The 19,949-nt window shown below is 66.5% G+C and carries 18 protein-coding genes; 11 read left to right on the top strand and 7 right to left on the bottom strand.

Features of this window, described 5'->3' with window-relative positions; translation table 11 throughout:
• The first annotated feature begins 21 nt into the window (after positions 1 to 21).
• The 4 genes from ACZLZQ_RS06250 (at position 22) to ACZLZQ_RS06235 (ending at position 5,245) form a co-directional block, all read left to right on the top strand.
• Positions 22 to 1,551, top strand: a complete 1,530-nt coding sequence (locus ACZLZQ_RS06250) for a sigma-54-dependent transcriptional regulator (protein WP_472948628.1) — start codon at positions 22 to 24, stop codon at positions 1,549 to 1,551.
• A 171-nt stretch (positions 1,552 to 1,722) separates the two neighbouring features.
• Positions 1,723 to 3,552, top strand: coding sequence for a peptidoglycan L,D-endopeptidase MepK (locus ACZLZQ_RS06245; protein WP_472948627.1), 1,830 nt, complete (start codon positions 1,723 to 1,725; stop codon positions 3,550 to 3,552).
• A 517-nt stretch (positions 3,553 to 4,069) separates the two neighbouring features.
• Complete coding sequence (locus ACZLZQ_RS06240) at positions 4,070 to 4,507, top strand: Ros/MucR family transcriptional regulator (RefSeq protein ID WP_472933830.1); 438 nt, start codon at positions 4,070 to 4,072, stop codon at positions 4,505 to 4,507.
• A 30-nt stretch (positions 4,508 to 4,537) separates the two neighbouring features.
• Positions 4,538 to 5,245, top strand: coding sequence for a fumarylacetoacetate hydrolase family protein (locus tag ACZLZQ_RS06235; protein ID WP_472948626.1), 708 nt, complete (start codon positions 4,538 to 4,540; stop codon positions 5,243 to 5,245).
• 81 nt (positions 5,246 to 5,326) lie between these two features.
• On the opposite strand, the gene ACZLZQ_RS06230 is transcribed toward ACZLZQ_RS06235, so the two are convergent.
• From ACZLZQ_RS06230 to ACZLZQ_RS06215, 4 genes are read right to left on the bottom strand one after another with little or no spacing between them, the layout of a single operon-like run.
• Entirely contained in the window at positions 5,327 to 6,208 is an 882-nt protein-coding gene (locus ACZLZQ_RS06230) for an efflux RND transporter periplasmic adaptor subunit (protein WP_472948625.1), read from the bottom strand.
• Positions 6,205 to 6,411 (bottom strand): DUF1656 domain-containing protein, encoded by a 207-nt coding sequence (locus tag ACZLZQ_RS06225; protein WP_472948624.1) that lies wholly within the window; start codon positions 6,409 to 6,411, stop codon positions 6,205 to 6,207. The genes ACZLZQ_RS06230 and ACZLZQ_RS06225 overlap by 4 nt, the downstream gene beginning before the upstream one ends.
• An 8-nt stretch (positions 6,412 to 6,419) precedes the next feature.
• Positions 6,420 to 8,492 carry an FUSC family protein gene (locus ACZLZQ_RS06220; protein WP_472948623.1) on the bottom strand — a complete coding sequence of 691 codons (2,073 nt, stop codon included), beginning with the start codon at positions 8,490 to 8,492 and terminating at the stop codon, positions 6,420 to 6,422.
• The gene (locus ACZLZQ_RS06215) at positions 8,489 to 8,935 is read right to left on the bottom strand and encodes a MarR family winged helix-turn-helix transcriptional regulator (RefSeq protein ID WP_472948622.1); all 447 of its coding nucleotides are present in this window, start codon (positions 8,933 to 8,935) and stop codon (positions 8,489 to 8,491) included. The genes ACZLZQ_RS06220 and ACZLZQ_RS06215 overlap by 4 nt, the downstream gene beginning before the upstream one ends.
• A gap of 230 nt (positions 8,936 to 9,165) precedes the next feature.
• Between ACZLZQ_RS06215 and ACZLZQ_RS06210 the strand changes: the two genes are divergently transcribed.
• Positions 9,166 to 10,296: a fumarylacetoacetate hydrolase family protein gene (locus ACZLZQ_RS06210; protein WP_472948621.1), complete on the top strand. Its 1,131-nt coding sequence runs from the start codon at positions 9,166 to 9,168 to the stop codon at positions 10,294 to 10,296.
• Between the two features lie 108 nt (positions 10,297 to 10,404).
• Here the strand turns inward: ACZLZQ_RS06210 and ACZLZQ_RS06205 are convergent, their stop codons facing one another.
• From ACZLZQ_RS06205 to ACZLZQ_RS06195, 3 genes are all read right to left on the bottom strand, one after another.
• Positions 10,405 to 11,526, bottom strand: coding sequence for a zinc-binding dehydrogenase (locus ACZLZQ_RS06205; RefSeq protein WP_472948620.1), 1,122 nt, complete (start codon positions 11,524 to 11,526; stop codon positions 10,405 to 10,407).
• 224 nt (positions 11,527 to 11,750) lie between these two features.
• Entirely contained in the window at positions 11,751 to 12,008 is a 258-nt protein-coding gene (locus ACZLZQ_RS06200) for a DUF2312 domain-containing protein (protein ID WP_472933838.1), read from the bottom strand.
• 185 nt (positions 12,009 to 12,193) lie between these two features.
• Positions 12,194 to 12,499, bottom strand: a complete 306-nt coding sequence (locus tag ACZLZQ_RS06195; protein WP_472948619.1) for a DUF1244 domain-containing protein — start codon at positions 12,497 to 12,499, stop codon at positions 12,194 to 12,196.
• 173 nt (positions 12,500 to 12,672) lie between these two features.
• Here ACZLZQ_RS06195 and ACZLZQ_RS06190 point away from each other — a divergent pair, with 173 nt between their 5' ends.
• The 6 genes from ACZLZQ_RS06190 (at position 12,673) to ACZLZQ_RS06165 (ending at position 19,903) form a co-directional block, all read left to right on the top strand.
• The gene (locus tag ACZLZQ_RS06190) at positions 12,673 to 13,584 is read left to right on the top strand and encodes a DMT family transporter (protein WP_472948618.1); all 912 of its coding nucleotides are present in this window, start codon (positions 12,673 to 12,675) and stop codon (positions 13,582 to 13,584) included.
• An 87-nt stretch (positions 13,585 to 13,671) separates the two neighbouring features.
• A complete protein-coding gene (locus ACZLZQ_RS06185; RefSeq protein WP_472948617.1) occupies positions 13,672 to 14,697 on the top strand; it encodes an SPFH domain-containing protein in 1,026 nt (341 codons plus the stop codon).
• Positions 14,694 to 15,149: an NfeD family protein gene (locus tag ACZLZQ_RS06180; RefSeq protein ID WP_472948616.1), complete on the top strand. Its 456-nt coding sequence runs from the start codon at positions 14,694 to 14,696 to the stop codon at positions 15,147 to 15,149. Before ACZLZQ_RS06185 ends, ACZLZQ_RS06180 begins: the two co-directional genes overlap by 4 nt.
• Before the next feature lie 108 nt (positions 15,150 to 15,257).
• A complete protein-coding gene (locus ACZLZQ_RS06175) occupies positions 15,258 to 17,096 on the top strand; it encodes an outer membrane beta-barrel protein (RefSeq protein ID WP_472948615.1) in 1,839 nt (612 codons plus the stop codon).
• A gap of 267 nt (positions 17,097 to 17,363) precedes the next feature.
• On the top strand, positions 17,364 to 18,581 hold the full coding sequence (locus ACZLZQ_RS06170) for a lytic murein transglycosylase (protein ID WP_472948614.1): 1,218 nt from the start codon (positions 17,364 to 17,366) through the stop codon (positions 18,579 to 18,581).
• Positions 18,582 to 18,592: 11 nt separating this feature from the next.
• The gene (locus ACZLZQ_RS06165) at positions 18,593 to 19,903 is read left to right on the top strand and encodes an SGNH/GDSL hydrolase family protein (RefSeq protein ID WP_472948613.1); all 1,311 of its coding nucleotides are present in this window, start codon (positions 18,593 to 18,595) and stop codon (positions 19,901 to 19,903) included.
• Positions 19,904 to 19,949 lie beyond the last annotated feature (46 nt).

The raw sequence follows: 19,949 nt of genomic DNA, 5'->3' as shown, positions 1-19,949 counted from the left end.
CCGGCGAGGGTGGAGTGCTGCATGACACGCCAGGTTCTGATCATCGACGACGATCCTGTCCAGCGCCGATTGGTGGAGGCGCTGGTGATGCGCATGGGGCATCGTCCGCTCCTGCGCGACAGCGTCTCCGGCGGAATCGACGCTTTGAGGCAAGAGGGCTCGGATGCCATCGCTGCGCTGGTGCTCGACCTCATGCTGTCGGGCGAAAGCGGCCTTGACGTCCTCGCCGACATGCAGCGGCAAGGCCGGGACATTCCGGTGATCGTCCTCACCAGCCGCAGCGGCATCGACACCGTCGTCGAGGCGATGCGCGCCGGCGCCTTCGATTTCGTGGTCAAGCCGGTCTCTCCGGAGAAGCTTCAGCAGACGATCGACAAGGCGATCCGCGTTCACGACGCCCGCCGCCGGGGTGGGCCCGGAGTAAAACCGAAAGGCATACGGGCGCCCTCGCCACCTACCGGCCGCGCCATGCGCGATCTCCTGGCACTAGCCGAACGTGCCGCGGGCTCGACCATTCCGCTACTGATCGAGGGGGAAACCGGCACCGGCAAGGAGTGGCTGGCGGACACGATCCGCGCGGCCGGGCCGCGGGCGGAGGCGCCGTTCGTGATCGTCAACTGCGGCGCGATGCCGACAGGCCTTGCCGAGAGCATCCTGTTCGGGCACGAGCGGGGCGCCTTCACCGATGCCGGAGAGCGGCGGCCGGGCAAATTCGTCGATGCCGATGGCGGCACCCTCTTCCTCGACGAGATCGGCGAGCTGCCGCTGGAAATCCAGGTCAAGCTGCTGCGCGTCCTGCAGAGCGGCGAGGTCGACCCGGTGGGCGGGCGCCGTCCGGTCCGGCCGGATGTCAGAATCATCGCCGCCACGCACCGCCATCTGCCGACGGAGGTCGCCGCGGGACGCTTTCGGGAGGACCTCTACTACCGCCTGAACGTGCTGTCGGTCCGTCTGCCGCCGCTGCGCGAGCGCCGCGACGAGATTGCTCCGCTCGCGGCGCACTTCCTCGCCCGGTTTGCCGAGGCCGAGCCCGGCTCGCCGGCGCGCCACTTGTCGGCGGAGGCTGTGGCCCTTCTCGAGCGGCACGACTGGCCCGGCAACATCCGGCAGTTGGAGAACGCCCTTCACCGCGCCGTGGTGCTGGCCGATGGACCAACGCTCGGCATCGCCGACTTCCCGCAGATCGGGGCCTTGCAGCCGGGTGGGATCGAGGCCGTACCGGTGCCGGCGCTGGACGTCACGGACGCTTCCGACGGGGTTGGCGAACCCGTCCCGATGGCCGTACGGCAGCCGTTCGAGCGGGAGAGTACCGCGGCTCCAGACGGCTTCGGCGAGGACGGCGAACTCCTGACCCTTGAGGCGGTCGAGGCTGCGCATATCCGCCGCGCTGTCGCTCATTATGGTGGTCATATGAGTGAGATTGCGCGCCGCCTTGGCATAGGTCGCTCGACGCTGTATCGGAAGATGAGGCTTTATGGCATCTTTGAGGCAGACGCAGGGTTCGACAAGGATAAGCATCAGCAAACCTTGCGTGACACGGGTGACGCTTAGCTGCATTCACATCCTGTTAACCCTTTTCTTTTCAAATTGGGTCGGAGTAGGCTATGCGTCATCTTAGCGCCGCACTCTCGGCCGATTGGAAGACCGTTAACTATCCTGCTATAAGACAGCGGTCTGGGGACGCATAGACCGTGTTCGTCAACCTGAGGGGACTGGTACCGAATGTTCGGACTGACCGACCTTGTCGGCCGCGCTGGAACGCGCGCCGCTTCGATGGCCGCCCTCTGCGTGCTGGCCCTCTCCGTCGGGTCGGTTGCCGCGAAGGCTGAGACACGCACCCTCAAGTTCTACAATCTGCACACCAAGGAAAAGGTCGCGATCGACTACAAGCGGAACGGTCGCTACATCCCGTCCGGCTTGAAAGAGATCAACTGGTTCCTGCGCGACTGGCGCAAGAAGCAGGAGACCAAGATGGATCCGCGCCTGATGGATCTGATCTGGGAAGCGTATCGCCAGTCCGGCTCGCGCTCCTACATCAACGTCATCTGCGGTTTCCGTTCGCCGGCGACCAACAACATGTTGCGTTCGCGCTCCTCGGGTGTCGCCAAGGAAAGCCAGCACACCGCCGGCCGCGCCCTCGATTTCTTCCTTCCCGACGTGCCGCTGAAGAAGATGCGCGAAATCGGCCTTAAGATGCAGGTCGGCGGCGTTGGCTATTATCCACGCTCCGGCTCGCCCTTCGTGCATTTCGACGTCGGCAATGCCCGTCACTGGCCGAAGATGAGCCGCAAGGAACTCGTCGCCGTCTTCCCGAACGGCAATACCGTGCATGTGCCATCCGACGGCAAGCCGTTGCCGGGCTACGAGCAGGCGCTCGCCTCCTACAAATCGCGCAAGACGGCCAGCACGATTCAGGTCGCCAATTCCGGCGGCGCGATCAGCCGGACCAGCCCGAGCAGCAGTGGCGGTGGCAAGACGCTCTTCGCAGCCATCTTCGGCGGCGGGGCTGACGAGGAAGACGACAACGCCGAGGCCGAGGTCGCCGAGGCCGCGCCGTCGAAGCCAGCGGCAAGGCTCGCCCCTGCGGCCATGCCGGTCCCGCCGAAGCCAGCTGCAAGCGTCGCCGTGGCCGCCATGGTGCCGTCGGCCAAGCCGAACATGCTGGCGTCGGGCGTTCCGTTGCCGATCCGCGATACCTATGACACGTCGGCGCCCACCCCGCCCGCGGCGATCGCCGATCGGCTGCCGTTCGCGACCGCCGAAGCGGCCGCGGAGACCGATGTCGCCGGGCTGGTCCCGGCTCGCGTCCCCGTGCCGCATGCTGCCCCGCTTCGGCCGACGGCAACGCCGGCGAAGGAGGACGACGTCTCGAGCCTCGTCGCCGCGCTTGAAGCCTCCCCGCCGGTCGACGAAGCAGTGGTCGGTGCTCCCGCGCAGATGGCCTACGCCGTGCCGACGCCGCGTGAACGTCCGCCGTTCGAAGCCATCCTGAAGGGCGGCGCCTCGGCAGCGCCTCTTGAAACGGCTGCAGTTCCGGTACCGTCGCCGCTGGTGGTGAGCAACGATCCGATCAAGCGCATCCTCGACGCGGCTCCCGCCATGCGGGCTGACCTCGGCGCCAAGCCAGCGCCCGTCGTCGCGGCCCCGTCGGAGCCGTCCAAGAAAGCTGTCGACAACCAGCTCGTGGCAGCACTGGAAAGCCGCAAGGTTGCGGCTGCCACGGCAGCGCCGGTGCGCACGATAGCGAAGATCGCCGTGCCCGCCGGCAAGACTGGGCGCTTCGCCCGGGTCAAGTCCCCGGCTCCGGCCGCTCAGTCCGTCAAGCATGTGCAGAAGGCGATCACGTCGCGGATCGAGATGGCAGCACTCGTGACCGACCCAGAGGCGCGGGCAAAGTCCGAGGTCCTCCGCAAGCCCAAGGCTGACGGCCTGGTGCGCGAGGTTCCCTCCTCGGTCTTCACCGCGGGCTTCACCGCCAACCCGTTGACCAACGCCTCCAACCGCTTCGCGGGCTCGGCGGTCAATTTCCTTCCGGTTGCCAAGTTCGAATAGTCGCCGCATCTGTTGGCGGGCCCCACGCTCGCCAACAGCGGGCACGCCCTTCGCTGACCGAGCGGCCCGTGGCAATTCGGCGAGAGCGTATGTGTCGCGGATATGATTCGCGTCGCCCCGCCAGGACAGCAGAAAATCCTGCCGACATTACCAGCGATGCTCCCCTGGAAGCGAATATTGAATATTGACGCGGATGCGTTCAGCACGGCATGCGGGTGTCGCCCACCCCCGGATGAAAAGATTTTCGGCGATTGAAGCGGACGCAGGCCTAGTCCCGCCGCCCCCGCGCCCTTTTTTATTCTAAACCTGTTCTGGCGACTTAAGGTTGGATGGGCTTGCGATGCCTGACTTATGCCTTGACATTAAGTAACGCAGTATCAATACAAGCAGATAAGCGCCGCTTTCGCTATGCGGCAGCATGCCAGTGTACAGAGCGCGTCGCATCTCCTGGAAATCGGTCATAGCAGACGTTTGGCGATACGGTCCGAACAAGGCCGTTCACGTGATTGGGTGAGACATGGACCAGATCGAGACAGCCGATAATACTGAAATGCTGATGGAACTGACGGCCGAGGTGGTGGCCGCCTATGTCAGCAATAATTCGCTTCCGGTGACCGACCTTCCGGCGCTGATTTCCGATGTATTCGGGGCCTTGGGTCGCACCCATTCCGCTCCTGCGGCGCCGACCGCGGAAAAGCCAAAGCCTGCCGTTCCGGTCAAGAAGTCGGTCACCGACGACTACATCGTCTGCCTAGAAGACGGCAAGAAGTTCAAGTCGCTGAAGCGCCACCTGATGACGCACTACAATCTGTCGCCCGAGGACTATCGCGAAAAGTGGGATCTGCCCGCGGACTACCCGATGGTGGCGCCGAACTATGCGGCGGCACGCTCGCGCCTCGCCAAGCAGATGGGCCTCGGCCACAAGCGTCGCCGGACCGGTCGGGCCGGCGCCTGACCGTTTAAAAACGCTGACGGGAGAACCGGAATGGCCGATGGCGGTGTAGACGAGCTCTACGTGTTCGAGCCCAAGGCCGTGCCGTCGCTTCCGGTCTTCGGCAGCAGCAAGCGGTTCCCCGTTCACCGCATCTACTGCGTCGGGCGGAACTTTGCCGATCATGCGGTCGAGATGGGGCACGATCCCGATCGCGAACCGCCTTTCTTCTTCCAGAAGAACCCGGACACGCTCATCCTGTCCGGCCGGGACTTTCCCTACCCCAGCGCGACGGCCGACGTGCACCACGAGATCGAGCTGGTGGTGGGGCTGCGGACCGGTGGCACCGACATCACGCTCGACCGCGCCATGGACCACGTCTTCGGCTATGCCGTCGGCCTCGACATGACGCGCCGTGACCTGCAAGGGGAAGCGAAGAAGCTCGGCCGCCCCTGGGAAACCGGCAAAGCGTTCGAAGGATCGGCACCGTGTACGCCGCTGATGCCGGTCGCGGACGCTCCCGACATCGGCAAGGGCGCGATCTGGCTGACCGTGAACGGAAAGATGCGCCAGCGCGGCAACCTCTACCAGATGATCTGGAAGGTGCCGGAGATCATAGCCACCCTGTCGACCCTCTTCACGCTGCAGCCGGGCGACCTAATCTTTGCCGGAACACCAGCGGGCGTTGGCCCTGTCGAGCGCGGCGATAGTCTCGTCGGCGGGATCGACGGCATCGGCGAATTGCGCACAAGGGTGGCGTAAACGAGGGGCCGCTCAGGTCCATTTGGTCTCGACGCATGACCCGGACGTTCAGCGCCCAGTGTCAATCCGATTAGCGGTGATTCAGTCGGCGGCCGCAGCGCGTCGCACCGTCACCGTCGCCGAGAGGCCGGCCACCAGCGGCGCCCCTTCAGGCATCGCGTCGAGCGCGATACGGACGGGAATGCGCTGCGCCAGCCGCACCCAGCTGAAAGCCGGTGTGACATTAGCCAGAAGCTCCGATCCGGCGCTGCGCTCGCGATCCTCAATGCCGCCGGCAATGCTCTCGACACGCCCCTTCAGGTTGCCAGGATGGCCCATCACCGCGATATCCACCGGATCACCGATGGCGATGCGCGGCAGCTTGGTTTCCTCGAAATAGCCCTCGACACGAAGCGAGTCGCTGTCCACCAGCGCGATGACGGCCTTGCCGGCGGTCGCGTAGTCGCCGGCATTCAGCGACAAATTGGTGATCACGCCGTTGACGGGCGCCCTGATTTCCGAGCGTTCGAGGTTCAGCTTGGCAAGGTCGCGGTTGGTGACCGCCTGCTCGTAGGAAGCCTCCGCCACGGCCTGCGCTGCCCCGGCCTGCTCGACGTTCTGCTGCGAGGCAACGTTGCGGCTGAGCTGCTGGTATCGATCGTACTCGCGCCGCGCCTGCTCAAGCGACGCCGCCTGCCCCTTGGCAGCAGCCTCCGCCAACTGCAGCGCCAGCGCAAAGCGCTCGCGGTCGATGCGCAGGAGCACATCGCCTTTCTTCACCGTCTGATTGTCGGCCACCAGCACTTCGTTGACGATGCCGGACACGTCCGGGGTGATGCCGATGACGTCCGCCCGGACATGGCCGTCGCGGGTCCAAGGTTCGTTCATATAATAGTCCCACGTCTGCCAGCCGACCACCGCTGCGACGACGGTGATGACGAGGGTGAACAGAACGCGGCCAATCATCCGGGAAAGCGTTTTCACAGGTACAGTTCCGATAATTGCGCCATGCCACCAAGGACAAGGACGAACAGAGCGAGATCGAAGAGCCCGGGGTGCCAGACCAGGCGATAGACGCCGAGCCGCGCCAAGACCCGACGCAGCACGAGATTGAGGACGTAGGCGACCAGCGCTAGGATGAGGATCCGGGGAACGAAGACGCCGAAGATGTTGAAGTCGCCGAACATGGCCTTCCCTACTCCGCCGCGATGGCAAGGGGCGGAGCATCATGGCGCGGCATGGCCAGCACGGGCGCCTGCCGGTCGGCGAAGAGGCCGCGCCGAAGCCCGACCATGGCCTGCAGCACCGTCCGCCGCGTCGGTCCATCGGTGATGTCGACCAACGCCACCAGCGCGGCATCGATCTCCGCCAGCAGCTTTTCGCCGGCCGCATCACTGCGGGTGTTATGAAGCCGGTCGGCGAAGGCCTCGGCGACGCCGTCGAGCACCGTGCGCACATGGGCCCGCAGTAGAGGCGGGAGGTCAGGCTCGATCCGTTTGAGATCAAGCATGTTCATGCCGATCCGCAGTTCCGCCAGCATGTCGGTGGCCGCGACGTCCTCTGCGACACCCTGGGACAGACGGGGCACGAGCTGGCCGAGGCGATCGAACATGCGCCCAGCAAACCGAGCGGGATCGGCATTGCGCCGTCCGCCGGCGGTGGCGGCGATCTCCGCCCATCCCGCCCGCACCAAGCGCCGCGCCGCCAAGGCCGCGCCGAAAGGCCGGGTTGCCATCGACCAGACGAGCCCGAACAGGCCGCCGGCGACGGAGGCGAGGTTGCCGTTGACGAAGGTCCCGAAATCGGCGGCGTAGATCTCCTGCAGCCCGACGAGCGAGGCGATGTTGACCGCCAGCAGCATGCCGATGAGCATGAACTGCGGCCGGCCGATCACGGTCCCCGCCAGGAGGAACGGCGGCGCGAAGACGAGCACCAGCATGCCGAAATCCTGGACGTTCGGCAGGATGCCGAAGAGGTAGACGCCGGAGATCACCGCCGCCACCGACATCCAGATGACGAAGCTCTTGATCATCGGCGCCGGGTTGTCGATGGCCGCAAAGAACGAGCAGCCGACCGCCGCCATGATCACGAAGCCGGCGCCCTCGTGCCAGCCCGTCATGATCCAGATGAGGCCCGCCAGAAAGGTGACGGCGACGACCGAGAGGGCGGAGAAGGCCATCAGGCCGTAGTCGAAATGCGGCACCGAGGTGATGACGCGGTGGTGGCGCATCGACGCGCGCTGCCAGCGACCGGCCTTGCGGCCGAGCAGGATTTCGCCTTGCAGCACTCGGCAGTCTTGCCAGAGGTCCAGCAGTTCGCGAAGCCGTTCAAGGGCGCTGGAGACGAGCAGTCCCTGCCATTGCGCGGCCGGCTCGCCCTGCGGTTCCAGTGCCGCGAGGCGCTCCTGCAAGAGTGTCAGTTCCGCCGTACCGCTCTCGGCGGGTGCGGCGATCCAGTCGGCAATGTCGCGGGTGAGATCGGCGAGTTCCGCCGGGGCGCCGGCACCCTTGCCGACGGCATCGAGGCGATCGCTAAGGGAGGACAGCAGCGGCAGCAGCATGGCCATGCGGCCGCGCAAGGCGCGCGCCCGCTGCACGGTGCTGCCGATGGCGTCGTCATAGGCCAGCTGGCTGATCAGCATGTCGAAGCTGCGGATGTCGACAGCCAGACGCTGACGCTCGCGGGCGCTGTCGACGCTGTCTTCGCGCTTGAGGATGGCCGACACCCATTCGCCGGCATCCTGCAGCCATTTCTGTGTCCGCCCGCCGAGCACCGGGCCGATCGGCGCCGGCAGGATCAACGAGTTGACGAGGGTAGCGCAGACGATACCGATGCCGATCTCGAGGGTTCTCGAACTCGCAATGTCGAAAATCTGCGTCGGGTCCGACACCGCCGGCAAAGCGATCAGCGGCAGGCTGTAGCCCGCCAGCATGAAAACGTAGCTCCGCGGCGTGCGGTCGAGAAACGAGATGAACAAGAAGCCGCCGGTCCACAGCGCGACGACGAGGCTGAACAGCTCCGGCGCATTGACGAAGAACGGCAAGAGGAACACCGAGCCCGCCGCGCCGATCATCGTGCCGAGAACGCGGTAGACAGCCTTCGAACGCGTGGCGCCCGACAGGGGGTTGGCGACAACATAGACGGCAGCCATCGCCCAGTACGGACGTGAGAGGCCGGCCGACAGTGCGATGTACAGCGCCATCATCGAGGCAAGGAAGGCCTTGGCCGAGAACAGCCATTCCCGCCAGTTGGGCAGACCGGTGATCAAGGTGCCTGATCCTCACTTTGGCCGCCGTGTCCGGAAGAGGACGCGACACCCCGCTCCAACGCCTGAAAAACCCTGATCGTTGCCGCGAGATCCGCCGCATCGATTTCGCCGAGGACATCGCGCCGCAGGGCGACGAGATCGTCCTCGATCAGCCCCGTTGTCCGGCGACCGAGGTCGGTCAGCCATAGCGTCTTCGCGCGCCGGTCTACGGGATCGTCGCGCCGCTCCACCAGGCCGCAACCGCAGAGCTGGTCGAGCAGCCGGACGAGCGACGGCCCCTCGATCCCGACTTCTTCCGCCACCGTCACCTGGCGGGTGCCGTCCCCGAGCCTTGCAATCACCACCAGCGGATGGGCGCAGGCTTCCGACAGGCCGTGCCGGAGCATCAGCTCGCGCACGAGACGCCGCCATTGCCGGCCGACGCGGTGAAGCGTGCTCGTCATATCGAAGCGGAGTCGGTCTATGGGCTTCATGGCTCGATAGATAGGACTCTCATTATAAGTATGCAATTCTATTCCGGCAGATGTGATCGGTGCACCGGCCCTCGTAAAATGGTTCAATCCGCGTTTCCGCGCCGGCGCAGTCCTCCCGGACGTCCGGCTTGGGCTGGCGGCCCGACGGCGCTAGGGTCCCGCCGGAAGCGATGATGCGAATCGCTGTGGGAGGAAACAGCATGGAATTCTACGAAACGGGCACTTTCGTCGGTCGCGTCTGGCGGCCGGAGCTGGAGGGCCCGTCGGTCGTCGTCATCCGGAACGGCGATGTCGTCGACATCACCTCGCCCGAAATACCGACCGTCCGCGATCTCATCGAGATGAAAGACCCGGCCGGCGCCTTGGCGGCGACGACGGGCGAAACGCTCGGCCGCGTCGCCGACTTTCTCGGCGGCCGCGGCCCGAACGGCGCGCATCTCCTTGCGCCGATCGACCTGCAGGCGGTGAAGGCCTGCGGTGTGACCTTCGCGCGCTCGATGCTCGAGCGCGTGATCGAGGAGAAGGCGGCCGGCAATCCGGATCTGGCGCAAGGCATCCGCGACCGCGTCACCGCCCTCATCGGCGACAGCCTGCGCAACGTTCGCGCCGGCTCGGCGGAAGCCGAACGCGTCAAGGCGGCGCTGATCGAGGAAGGCGTCTGGTCGCAGTATCTGGAAGTCGGCATCGGCCCGGACGCCGAGGTCTTTTCAAAATCCCAGGTCCTGTCGTCGGTCGGCCACGGCGCCGATGTCGGCCTGCACCCGATCTCGAAGTGGAACAATCCGGAGCCGGAGATCGTGCTGGTCGTCGACAGCCGGGGCGAGGTCCGCGGCGCGACGCTCGGCAACGACGTGAACCTGCGCGATGTCGAAGGGCGCTCGGCCCTGCTACTCGGCAAGGCGAAAGACAACAACGCGTCCTGCTCGCTCGGCCCCTTCGTGCGCCTCTTCGACGACAGCTACGGGATCGACGACGTGCGACAGGCCGAGCTCGATTTGAAGGTCGAAGGAGAGGACGGCTACGTGTTGAACGGCCGCAGCTCGATGAAGGAGATCAGCCGCGATCCGCTGGATCTCGTTTCCCAGACCATCGGTCGCCACCACCAATATCCCGACGGTTTCGTGCTGTTCCTTGGTACCTTGTTTGCCCCGAGCGAAGACCGCGACCATCCGGGCCAGGGCTTCACCCACAAGATCGGCGACATCGTCACCATTTCGAACGACAAGCTCGGGGCGCTGCGCAACCGCGTGCTGCTGTCGACGGAATGTGCACCCTGGACCTTTGGTCCTTCGGCCCTCATGCGCAACTTGGCGGCGCGCAAGCTGCTCTGAGGCTCTGAGCTGTTACCTCAATATGAAAACGGCGCCGCGGAGACCGCGGCGCCGTTTATTTTATTCGCCCCTCACCCAAAGTATCGGCAAAGGGCGGCAGCCAAGCGTTCAGCCGCGGGACGGATCGATCAGGAATTTCTCGCCCGTCGCCTTGCGCTGGTAAGCCTCGACGACGTCCGGATGGATCGTCTCCTCCAGGCTGATGACGCGCGTGTAGCGGCTGGCGAAGGTGGTGGTCAGTTCGTCGACTACGCGCTGGCGCAAGCGGGCGCCGACCTCCGGACCGGCCTGCTGCAGGAACGGAAACAGCAGCCAGCCGGCGACGCTCCAGCGGAAGCCGAAGCTCAGGCGGTTGAGCACCAGCGGCGCGGGATCGAGCGCGCCGTAGACGTAAAGCTGCTTGAAGGTTTCCGAGCCGTAGCGATTGTAGGATGGCATGGCCGCCGCCGCCGCTTGTTCCATCGCCGTCAGGATGTCGCTCCCGAGCGTGCCGCCGCCGATCGGATCGAAGGCGATCGTCGCGCCGGTCTCGGCGATGGCATCGGCGAGCTGGGCCTTGAAATCGCTGGCCGTGCTGTCGAGAACATGCGTGGCGCCGATCCCGCGCAGGATATCCGCCTGCGCCTTCGAGCGGACGATGTTGACCAGCGGGATGCCGTCCGCGAGGCAGATTTTCTGCAGCATCTGTCCAAGATTGGATGCGGCGGCCGCGTGGACGATCGCCTTGTGGCCCTCGCGGCGGGCCGTCTCGACGAAACCGAGCGCCGTCAGCGGATTGACGAACATCGAAGCGCCGTCGGCCGCCGTGGCGCCGGCCGGCAAGGGAACGACGTCCTTGGCGGCGAGCTTGCGGTAGTCGGCATACATGCCACCGCCGATCGCGCCGACGAGCTTTCCTTCCAGCGCCTTCGCGTTCTTTCCGGCAGCCACCACGGTTCCGGCCGCCTCGTTGCCGATGGCCATCGACTGGCCCATCCGGCCGGCGACGCTGCCCATCCGCTCCTTCGGCACCGTGAAAGTCAGCTTGGATCCGTCCTTGTCCGCCTTCATCGACGCAATGTCGGCGGGCCCGAGGAGCAGACCGAGATCGCTCGGATTGATCGGCGCGGCCTCAATGCGGACGATGACCTCGTCATCGCCGGGATCGTTGATCGACACCTCTTCCAGGCCAAGGGTCAGGACACCGTCATCGGTGATGGTCGAGCGCAATTCTTTGGCGGTCATGGGCATGGTGGTTCTCCGAAAGTTTGGGAGGGGCGAGGATCATGATCCGTCGCCTGTCGCAAACTAACTGGCGTTTCCACCGCCATTTAACAGGCCCCCAGCCATTCGCCGCCCTGTCTGAACACCCTGGCCCGACCCACTGGGTACCGGCTTTCGAGCACGCGCAACGGCGTGCCACACCGCCACGCCTTCCCGTTTCCGCCGCCGCGCAATGCGGCGACGACGATTCGTCAGAGCATCCCGAGGGCCTGGAGGTACAGCTCCAGAATGGCGTCCATCTCGGCACGCTCGTTGGCGTCCTGCTTGCGGATCGAGACGATCTTGCGGATCACCTTCGTGTCGTAGCCGCGGCCCTTGGCCTCGCCGTAGACTTCCTTGATGTCGTCGGCGATCGTCTTCTTTTCTTCCTCGAGACGCTCGATGCGTTCGATGAAGGCGCGCAGTTCGTCGGCGGCAACGGTGGAATCGGCGGGGGTGTTCTCGTCCATCGGAATCTCTCGGTCGCTGGGAGGCCGAAGCCGCCTCTAGAATTCGGGGTCGACCCTTCGCACCAGACGGCCGCCGGCCCTGAGGGCCGTGGCTCGTCGAGGACCGGGATTCGACTGCGTCCGGCGCACCTAGCAGATAAAGCCGAAAGTTTGAAGGAAGATGGTCGCGCTGTTCGCCGGCGCGATCAGGAGTGCGGCGCCTTTGCCGCGAAGGCGGCAGCCGCCTCGGGCGCGGCTTCGCGCTGGTACTGGTCGCGCCAGGTGTCGTAGGGCATTCCGTAGACGATCTCGCGGGCCTGTTCCTTGCCGATATCGACGCCCGCCTTCCCCGCGGCTTCGCGGTACCAGTTCGACAAGCAGTTGCGGCAGAAGCCCGCGAGATTCATCAGATCGATGTTCTGGACGTCCGTCCGCTCGCGCAAATGGTCGCGCAGCCGGCGAAAGGCCGCCGCCTCGAGCTCGGTCTGCAGGCGCTGGTCGATCTCGGTCATCGCTGTCGTCCTCGTCGGATCGCCCATAACGGGCACGGCTGTCATATCGGATGCAACAGGGCCAGCGGCAAGCGGGCAGCGCAGCCAAGCGGCCGCGGGACGGAAGCCCTTGACTTAGCGTCATCCGGCTTGCCTATCAGGACGTGAATAGTTCGTGCCGCTTGGTGATACCGATGTCCTCCTCCGTCTCCGCCAAGCCCGCCCTTCTCGGCATTTCGATCGGCATGGCGCTGCTGGCGCTCTTCGTCGGCGCGCTGGCCATGGGCATATCCCCGGTCTTCGTCCGCAACGCCGAAGTCGGCCCCTTCGCCAGCGCCTTCTGGCGCGTCGCGCTGTCACTGCCCGTGCTCTTTCTCTGGGCGCGGCTCGAGCGGGCGAACACGCCCGCAGAACCTCGGTCCGGCGGCGGCCGGGCGCTGCTCCTGGCCGGCCTGTTCTTCTCCGGCGACCTTATCTTCTGGCATCTGGCGATCAGCCACACCTCGATCGCCAACGCCACCTTCTTCGCGTGTCTCGCGCCGTTCTGGGTCGCCGTGCTCTCGCGCTTCACCATCGGCGAGGCGGTGTCGCGCCAGACCTTCATCGGCCTCGCCGTCTGTCTGCCCGGCGCGGCGCTGCTGATCTTCCACTCCGCCAGCGATGGATCCAGCAATTGGGTGGGCGATCTCTACGGCATCGCCACCTCCTTCTTCTTCGGCCTCTACTTCCTGGTGATGCGCACGGCCCGCAAGCACTTCGCCGCCGGCGCGGCGACGCTCCGCTCGACCCTCGTCACCACGCTGGCCCTCCTCGCCGCGGCTGTCGTTTCGGGCGAAGGCTTCCTGCCGGAGACCGGGACCGGGGTCGTGAACCTCCTGGCGCTCGGCATGATCAGCCATGCCGGCGGACAGGGCCTGCTGGCACTGGCACTCGGCGTGCTGTCGGCGTCCTTCTCCTCACTGGTGATCTTCGTCGAGGCGGCAGCCGCCGCACTCTTCGCATGGATCTTTGCCGGCGAGAGCCTCGGCCTCCTGCAGATCGCCGGCGGGCTCCTGATCCTTTTCGGCCTGTTCGTCGCCCGCCCCCGCCCCGCGCCAACGCTCTGACGCGCGGGTGCAAGGCGTTTCAGCTTGCACGGAGGGCTTGCGAAGGGCACTCAGGAGAGATCGGACATCGGCAGAAGGGCGTGACGCATGGAAACCGGGTTCCCGATCAGCGGCTTCGGCATTCTCATCCTCGCCGTGCTGTTCTTCGCGGTCATCGTCCTCTTCGCCGCGGTCAAGACCGTCCCGCAAGGCTACGCCTATACGGTCGAGAGTTTCGGCCGCTACACCCGCACGCTGACGCCCGGCCTCAACATCCTCTTGCCCTTCGTCGAGCGCATTGGCCGCCGTCTGAACATGATGGAGCAGGTGCTCGACATTCCAACGCAGGAGGTCATCACCCGCGACAACGCCTCGGTCGCGGCGGATGGCGTCGCCTTCTACCAGGTGCTGGACGCCGCGGCCGCCGCCTATGAGGTAAGCGGCCTCGAGAACGCCATCCTCAACCTCGTGATGACCAACCTTCGCTCGGTCATGGGCTCGATGGACCTTGACGATCTCCTGTCGAACCGCGACGCGATCTCCGAGCGCATTCTCCGGGTCGCCGACCAGGCCGCAAACTCCTGGGGCATCAAGATCACCCGGATCGAGATCAAGGACATCAACCCGCCGCGAGACCTCGTCGACTCCATGGCCCGGCAGATGAAGGCCGAGCGCGAGAAGCGCGCCGAGGTGCTGGAGGCCGAGGGAGCGCGGAACGCCAAGATCCTGCGGGCCGAGGGCGACAAGCAGGCGCAGATCCTGCAGGCGGAAGGCCTGCGCGAGGCGGCCTTCCGCGAGGCCGAGGCACGCGAGCGGCTGGCGGAAGCCGAAGCCACCGCCACCCGCGTCGTCTCCGAGGCGATCGCCGCCGGCAACGTCCAGGCGCTCAACTATTTCGTCGCGCAGAAATACACCGAGGCGCTGGCAAAGCTCGCCTCGGCGCCCAACCAGCGCGTCATCCTGATGCCACTTGAGGCGGCATCGCTGATCGGCTCGATCGGCGGCATCGCCGAACTCGCCCGCGCGTCCTTTCCCGACGCCCCAACGCCCACCTCGCCCGCCGCAAAAGGCCGCGTGACGAGCACGCCCGCCGTCGGCTCCGTGCCGCCCCGCAGTGGTGTCGAGGGCCCATGACGCCGCTCGCCGAGATCGTGCCCTATGCCTGGTGGATCGCCGGCCTCGTGCTCCTTGTGCTCGAAGTCGTACTGCCCGGCGTCTACCTCCTGTTCCTCGGCATCGCCGCGCTGATCGTCGGCACGGCGGTCCTGCTCTTCGGCGAGGCCAGCGGCTTTACCTGGGAATGGCAGGTGCTGGCCTTCGTCATCCTGTCGACGCTTGCGGTGCTTCTCGGACGGCGCAGGGTCGGGTCGAAGACGATCAGCGGACCGAGACCGGTGCTGAACGACCGTGCCGCCCGCCTTGTCGGCAGCGTCGTCGTCCTGTCTGAGCCGATCGTCGGCGGCAGCGGCAAGGTGGCGATCGAGGACGGCTGGTGGCGAGTGAGCGGCCCGGACCTTCCGCTCGGCGCCCGCGTCCGGGTCACTGGCGTCGAAGGATCGGTGCTGACGGTCATCCCGGCGGCCTGACGGGCGGAGGCTTTCGCGCAGCCGGCCAAGGGTTGGCAAGGTTGCGTTAACCATCCGCGTTTACCTTTCGGCAATGAGTTTGCGAATCAGCAACCGGCCGGTGGGATCTTGAACGAGCCACGCAACACGTCAGCGGAGACGCCTAGATGCACCCTCCGGGGGGCCGGCATCGTCGTGCTCGCGCTCGGCTGCGGCTTGGCCGGTCTTGCCGCCGCGCAGACGCCGGCAGCGCCCCCGTCCGGGATCGAAGGCCTGCGGCCGAGCGCTGGCACCGTCGCATCACCAACCACGACACCCTCGGGGCTGACGGGTCCTCGCAGCCTCACCGATCCCGGTGCCGGCGCGGCCGATCCGTCGACGACGCTGCGCGACGGCGGCGGCGATGGCGCCTACGTCCCGTTCAGCCGCGGCGCCGAGGACTCCAGCGACCTGCCGGATACCACCGTTCCTCCGGTCGACGCGACCGACGACGCAGCGGCCCCGGCGAAGCCGAAGTTCGATCTCTTCGAAGGCCCCGACGGCAAGCCGACGGCCCCGGCCAATCTCGCCAGCCCGCCGGCACCGGCGGCGGCAGGCCAGAACCTGCCACAGAACGGTGCGGCGCGCGGCAACGCGGCCGCGACACGCCAAGGCAACGCCCCGCAACGGGACCGCAATGGCCGGCCGATCGACCCGCTGATGGCGGCGCGCAATGGCGGCTTGCCGCCGCGCGACCTGTCGCCACCGGCCAGCCGGGTGGACCGTCCGCGCGGCGAAAGCATCCTCGGCCGGCAGAACCTTGCCATCACCCCGCTGCGTGGGACGATTCCAATCGCCGAGAACGATCCCTTCGCCCCGGTCGGCATCCGCGCCGGCTCGTTCGTGCTCTACTCCACCCTCAACCAGAGCCTCGGTGCGTCCACCAACCTGTCGGACAGCGCGGGCGGCGAAGGCGGCATCTTCAGCGAGACCGATGTTGCGGCCCGGCTCCTGTCAGACTGGTCGGAGCACCAGTTCGAACTGAACGCGCTCGGCGCCTACCGGCGAAACTTTGCCGGCGACCTCGAATCGGAACCGCGCATCGCCGTGGATGGCCGGCTGCGGCTCGACATCGACCGGATGACGACGGCGACCCTCCGGGGTGCCTATGAATATCGCCAGGAAAGCCCGATCGACTTCAATGCCGGCGAGTCTGCGGCGGACCGGCCGGACCTTTCCACCTACTCCGCCGGTGCGGAGCTCGAACGGCAGTTCGGCCGCCTGACCGCCGGCCTCGACACGTCGGTCAGCCGGCAGACGCGCTCGACCCCTGATCTCGCCGGGGCAACCCGCATCCTCGACGAGAGCTACACGACCTATACCGCCGCCTTGCGGGGCGGCTACGAGATCTCGCCGGCCTTGAAGCCCTTCGTCGAAGGCAGCCTCGGGCGTCGCAACTTCGACGACGAGGTCGATCTGGCCGGCGTCGAGCGCGACTCGCTCATCCAGTCTCTGCGCACCGGCGTCGCCTTCGACCTCGGCGAGAAATTCCTCGGCGAGATCGCGGCTGGCTACGCCTGGAACGTCCCGGACGCCGCGTCGCTCCAGACCACGGGCTCGCCGACGATCGACGGTCGGCTCGCCTGGTCGCCGCAGCGCGGCACGGATCTCGTCCTAACCGGCCAGACCCGCTTCGACCCCGATACCGACGATACCGGCACGTCGACGGTCTATGAGGGGGCTTTGGCGCTGCGCCACCGGCTGACCCACCGCACCGACCTGACGGCGACGCTGTCGGCCGCCTACCGCGACAGCGAACGCGCCACCGACCAGCAGACCAGCTATTCCGCCGAAGCAGGCTTTCTCTACTGGCTGAACCGCTCGCTGGCCTTCACCGGACTGGTGCGACACGAGAACCTGACCGGCAAGACCTCGGAGGACGACTATACGTCCGACTCCATCAAGATCGGCCTTCGCCTCCAGCGCTGACGGAGCCCCGCACCACCGCCACCGCCGCGCTTTCGCCGCGAACCCACGTCAACGTGATCTCGTGCGCGGCGGATGCGGGCTGGAAGCCGTCGTGGTAAAGCACCTCTTAACGACCTCGGCCGTATGATGGACGAAGGGTGCAGGAACCGGCTCCAATTCGATGGGAGCATTGGTTTCGCGCTGTCGCGGCATTCGTCGAGCGTGGAAAGCAGGTCTGGCCTGCAAACTGCCTGGGGATGCTGAATCTTTCGATCAAGGAGCTTGCCCATGTCCGGAGACTCTCGTTTTTCCCGCCTCGCCGCGGCCGCGCTGGCCGGACTGATCTTCCTGGGAGCGGCACCGTCGGCTTCCGCCGATGCCGGCTTCAAGCGCTGGATCGCCGACTTCGAGGGTACCGCGATGAAGGCCGGCATCAGCCGCCAGGTCTACCGGGCAGCGTTTGCCGGCGTCGAGGATCCCGATCCCGAGGTGATCGAGAAGGCGAAGTTCCAGCCTGAGTTCCGCGACACCGTCTGGGACTATCTCGACAACCGCGTCAACGAGGAAAGCATCGCCGAGGGCCAGGCCCAGCTTCAGCGGCTGAAGCCCTGGCTCGACCGGATCGAGAAGCGCTTCGGTGTCGACCGCGACATCCTGCTCGCGATCTGGTCGATGGAAACCAATTACGGCAAGATTCTCTCGCGGACCGATGTGGTCAAGCCGCTGCCGCGCTCGCTGGCGACCCTCGCCTATCTCGACACCAAGCGTGCCAAGTTCGCCCGCACGCAGCTGATCGCCGCGCTGAAGATCGTCCAGAAGGGCGACGTCTCCGCGAGCGGCCTCACCGGCTCCTGGGCCGGCGCGATGGGCCATACTCAGTTCATCCCGACCAGCTATCTGGCCTATGGGGCGGACATGGATGGTAACGGCCATGCCGACATCTGGACCAACGTCCCCGACGCTCTGGCGACGGCTGCCAATCTTCTGCGCAAGAACGGCTGGCAGAGCGGCAAGACCTGGGGCTATGAGGTGATCGCGTCGCCGAAGCTCGCCGGCGTCAAGGGCTCGAAGAGCATGGCCGAGTGGGCAAAGCTCGGCGTGCGCCGCGCCAACGGCAAGGGTTTCCCCTCTTCCGCCGAGAAGGCCAACCTCCTGATGCCGGCAGGCCCCAACGGCCCAGCCTTCCTGATGACCAAGAACTTCTTCGTCATCAAGGCCTACAACAATGCCGACAAGTATGCCCTGGCCGTCGGCCATCTCGGCGACCGGATCGGCGGCTACGGCCCGCTGGTGCACGACTGGCCGCGCGGCTACGTGCCGCTGTCGATGGTCGAGCGCGCCGAGGTGCAGGAGCACCTCAGCAAGCACGGGCTCTATGACGGCAAGATCGACGGCAAGATCGGCTCGGGCTCCAAGGGGGCGATCATGTCCTACCAGCGCAGCGTCGGCGTCGATGCCGACGGCAACGCCTCGAAGGCGCTGCTCGACATCATGCGGAAGAACTGATGGGGATCGGGATGGCGTCACGGCGACCGCTGCGGCTCGCCATCCTGATCGGCCTCACGCTGGCCTTCTCGCTCACCAGCCTCGCGCCGTCGCTGCTGCGTACGGCCGAGGCTCAGGAGCGACGCGGGCTGTTCGACATGCTGTTTGGCGAGCCCCGCCAGCAGCGCTCCTATCGCGACTATCCCGATCCGCCGCGCCGGGTGATCCGCACCCAGCCGCGCCGGAAAGAGGTGAAGCCGGTGCGCAGGCCCAAGCAGGCGACGCGGGCGCGGGCTGTCCCTTCGCCGGCGGCGGCCCCGCCGCAGATCGTCGAAAAGCGCAAAACGGCGAAAACGGTGCTGGTCATCGGCGACTTCATGGCCGGCTCACTTGCGGGCGGACTGGAGACGAGCCTTTCCGAAAACCGTGACCTCAAGGTCGTCAACGCCGCCAACGGCTCATCCGGCCTTGTCCGCGACGACCACTACGACTGGTTGGCTAAGATCGGCCCCCTCATCGACCAGGAAAAACCCGCCATCGTCGTCGCCATGCTCGGCTCGAACGAGCGCCAGGCGATGGCGTTCGCCGGCACCAGCCTCACGCCCCGCACGCCGGGCTGGATCGCCGAATATGAGCGGCGGGCGGGTGCCCTGGCGGATGCCGTCGCCGCGAAGAAGGTGCCGCTGATCTGGGTCGGCATGCCGGCCTTCGAGACCGAGGCGATGAGCGCCGACATGGCCTATCTCAACGAGATCTACCGCAAGGCCGCCAGCACTGCGGGCGGCGAATATGTCGATGTCTGGGATGGCTTCGTCGACGCAGCCGGCGCCTTCGCCTTCTCCGGGCCGGACATATCTGGCCAGCCCGCGCGGCTGCGCAATGCCGATGGCATCACCATGACGCCCGCCGGTGCCGAGAAGCTCGCCTTCTTTGCGGAAAAGCCGATATTCCGCCAGCTCGGGACGTCGGTCGACGACATCGCCCTCTCAGGGCCCGACGAGACGCTGCCGAAAATGCCGAAGGTCAATGCGGCGAACGCCACCTCGACCCCGCTGGTCGCCCTCAGCGACCCCTCCCTCGACGGTGGCGATGCACTGCTGGGCGGACCGTTGCAGCAGGAGGATGCGGCAGAGCCATCGCCGCGCGACCGGCTCGTGCTGTCGGGCATCCCGACCAGCGCTGAGCCAGGGCGCGCCGATGCCTTCAACCGCGGCAACCCGCCCGCCGCCGTCCCGCCGCCAGCATCGCCCGACCAGTTCCGCGGCTCCGTCGCCGACCAGCAAGGCCCTCAGGCGGCACCGCCCTCCCCGCAGACGGGTGTAAGTGGCACACCGGACCGCTGACGCGTCCTCACGCGCGCACTTTGCACGACGGCGGCACCGCGCCGGG

This window comes from Mesocryomonas lacus, assembly GCF_055730105.2.
Note: the sequence above shows the minus strand (reverse complement) of the source record. Positions and strands in the feature narration are given on the sequence as shown.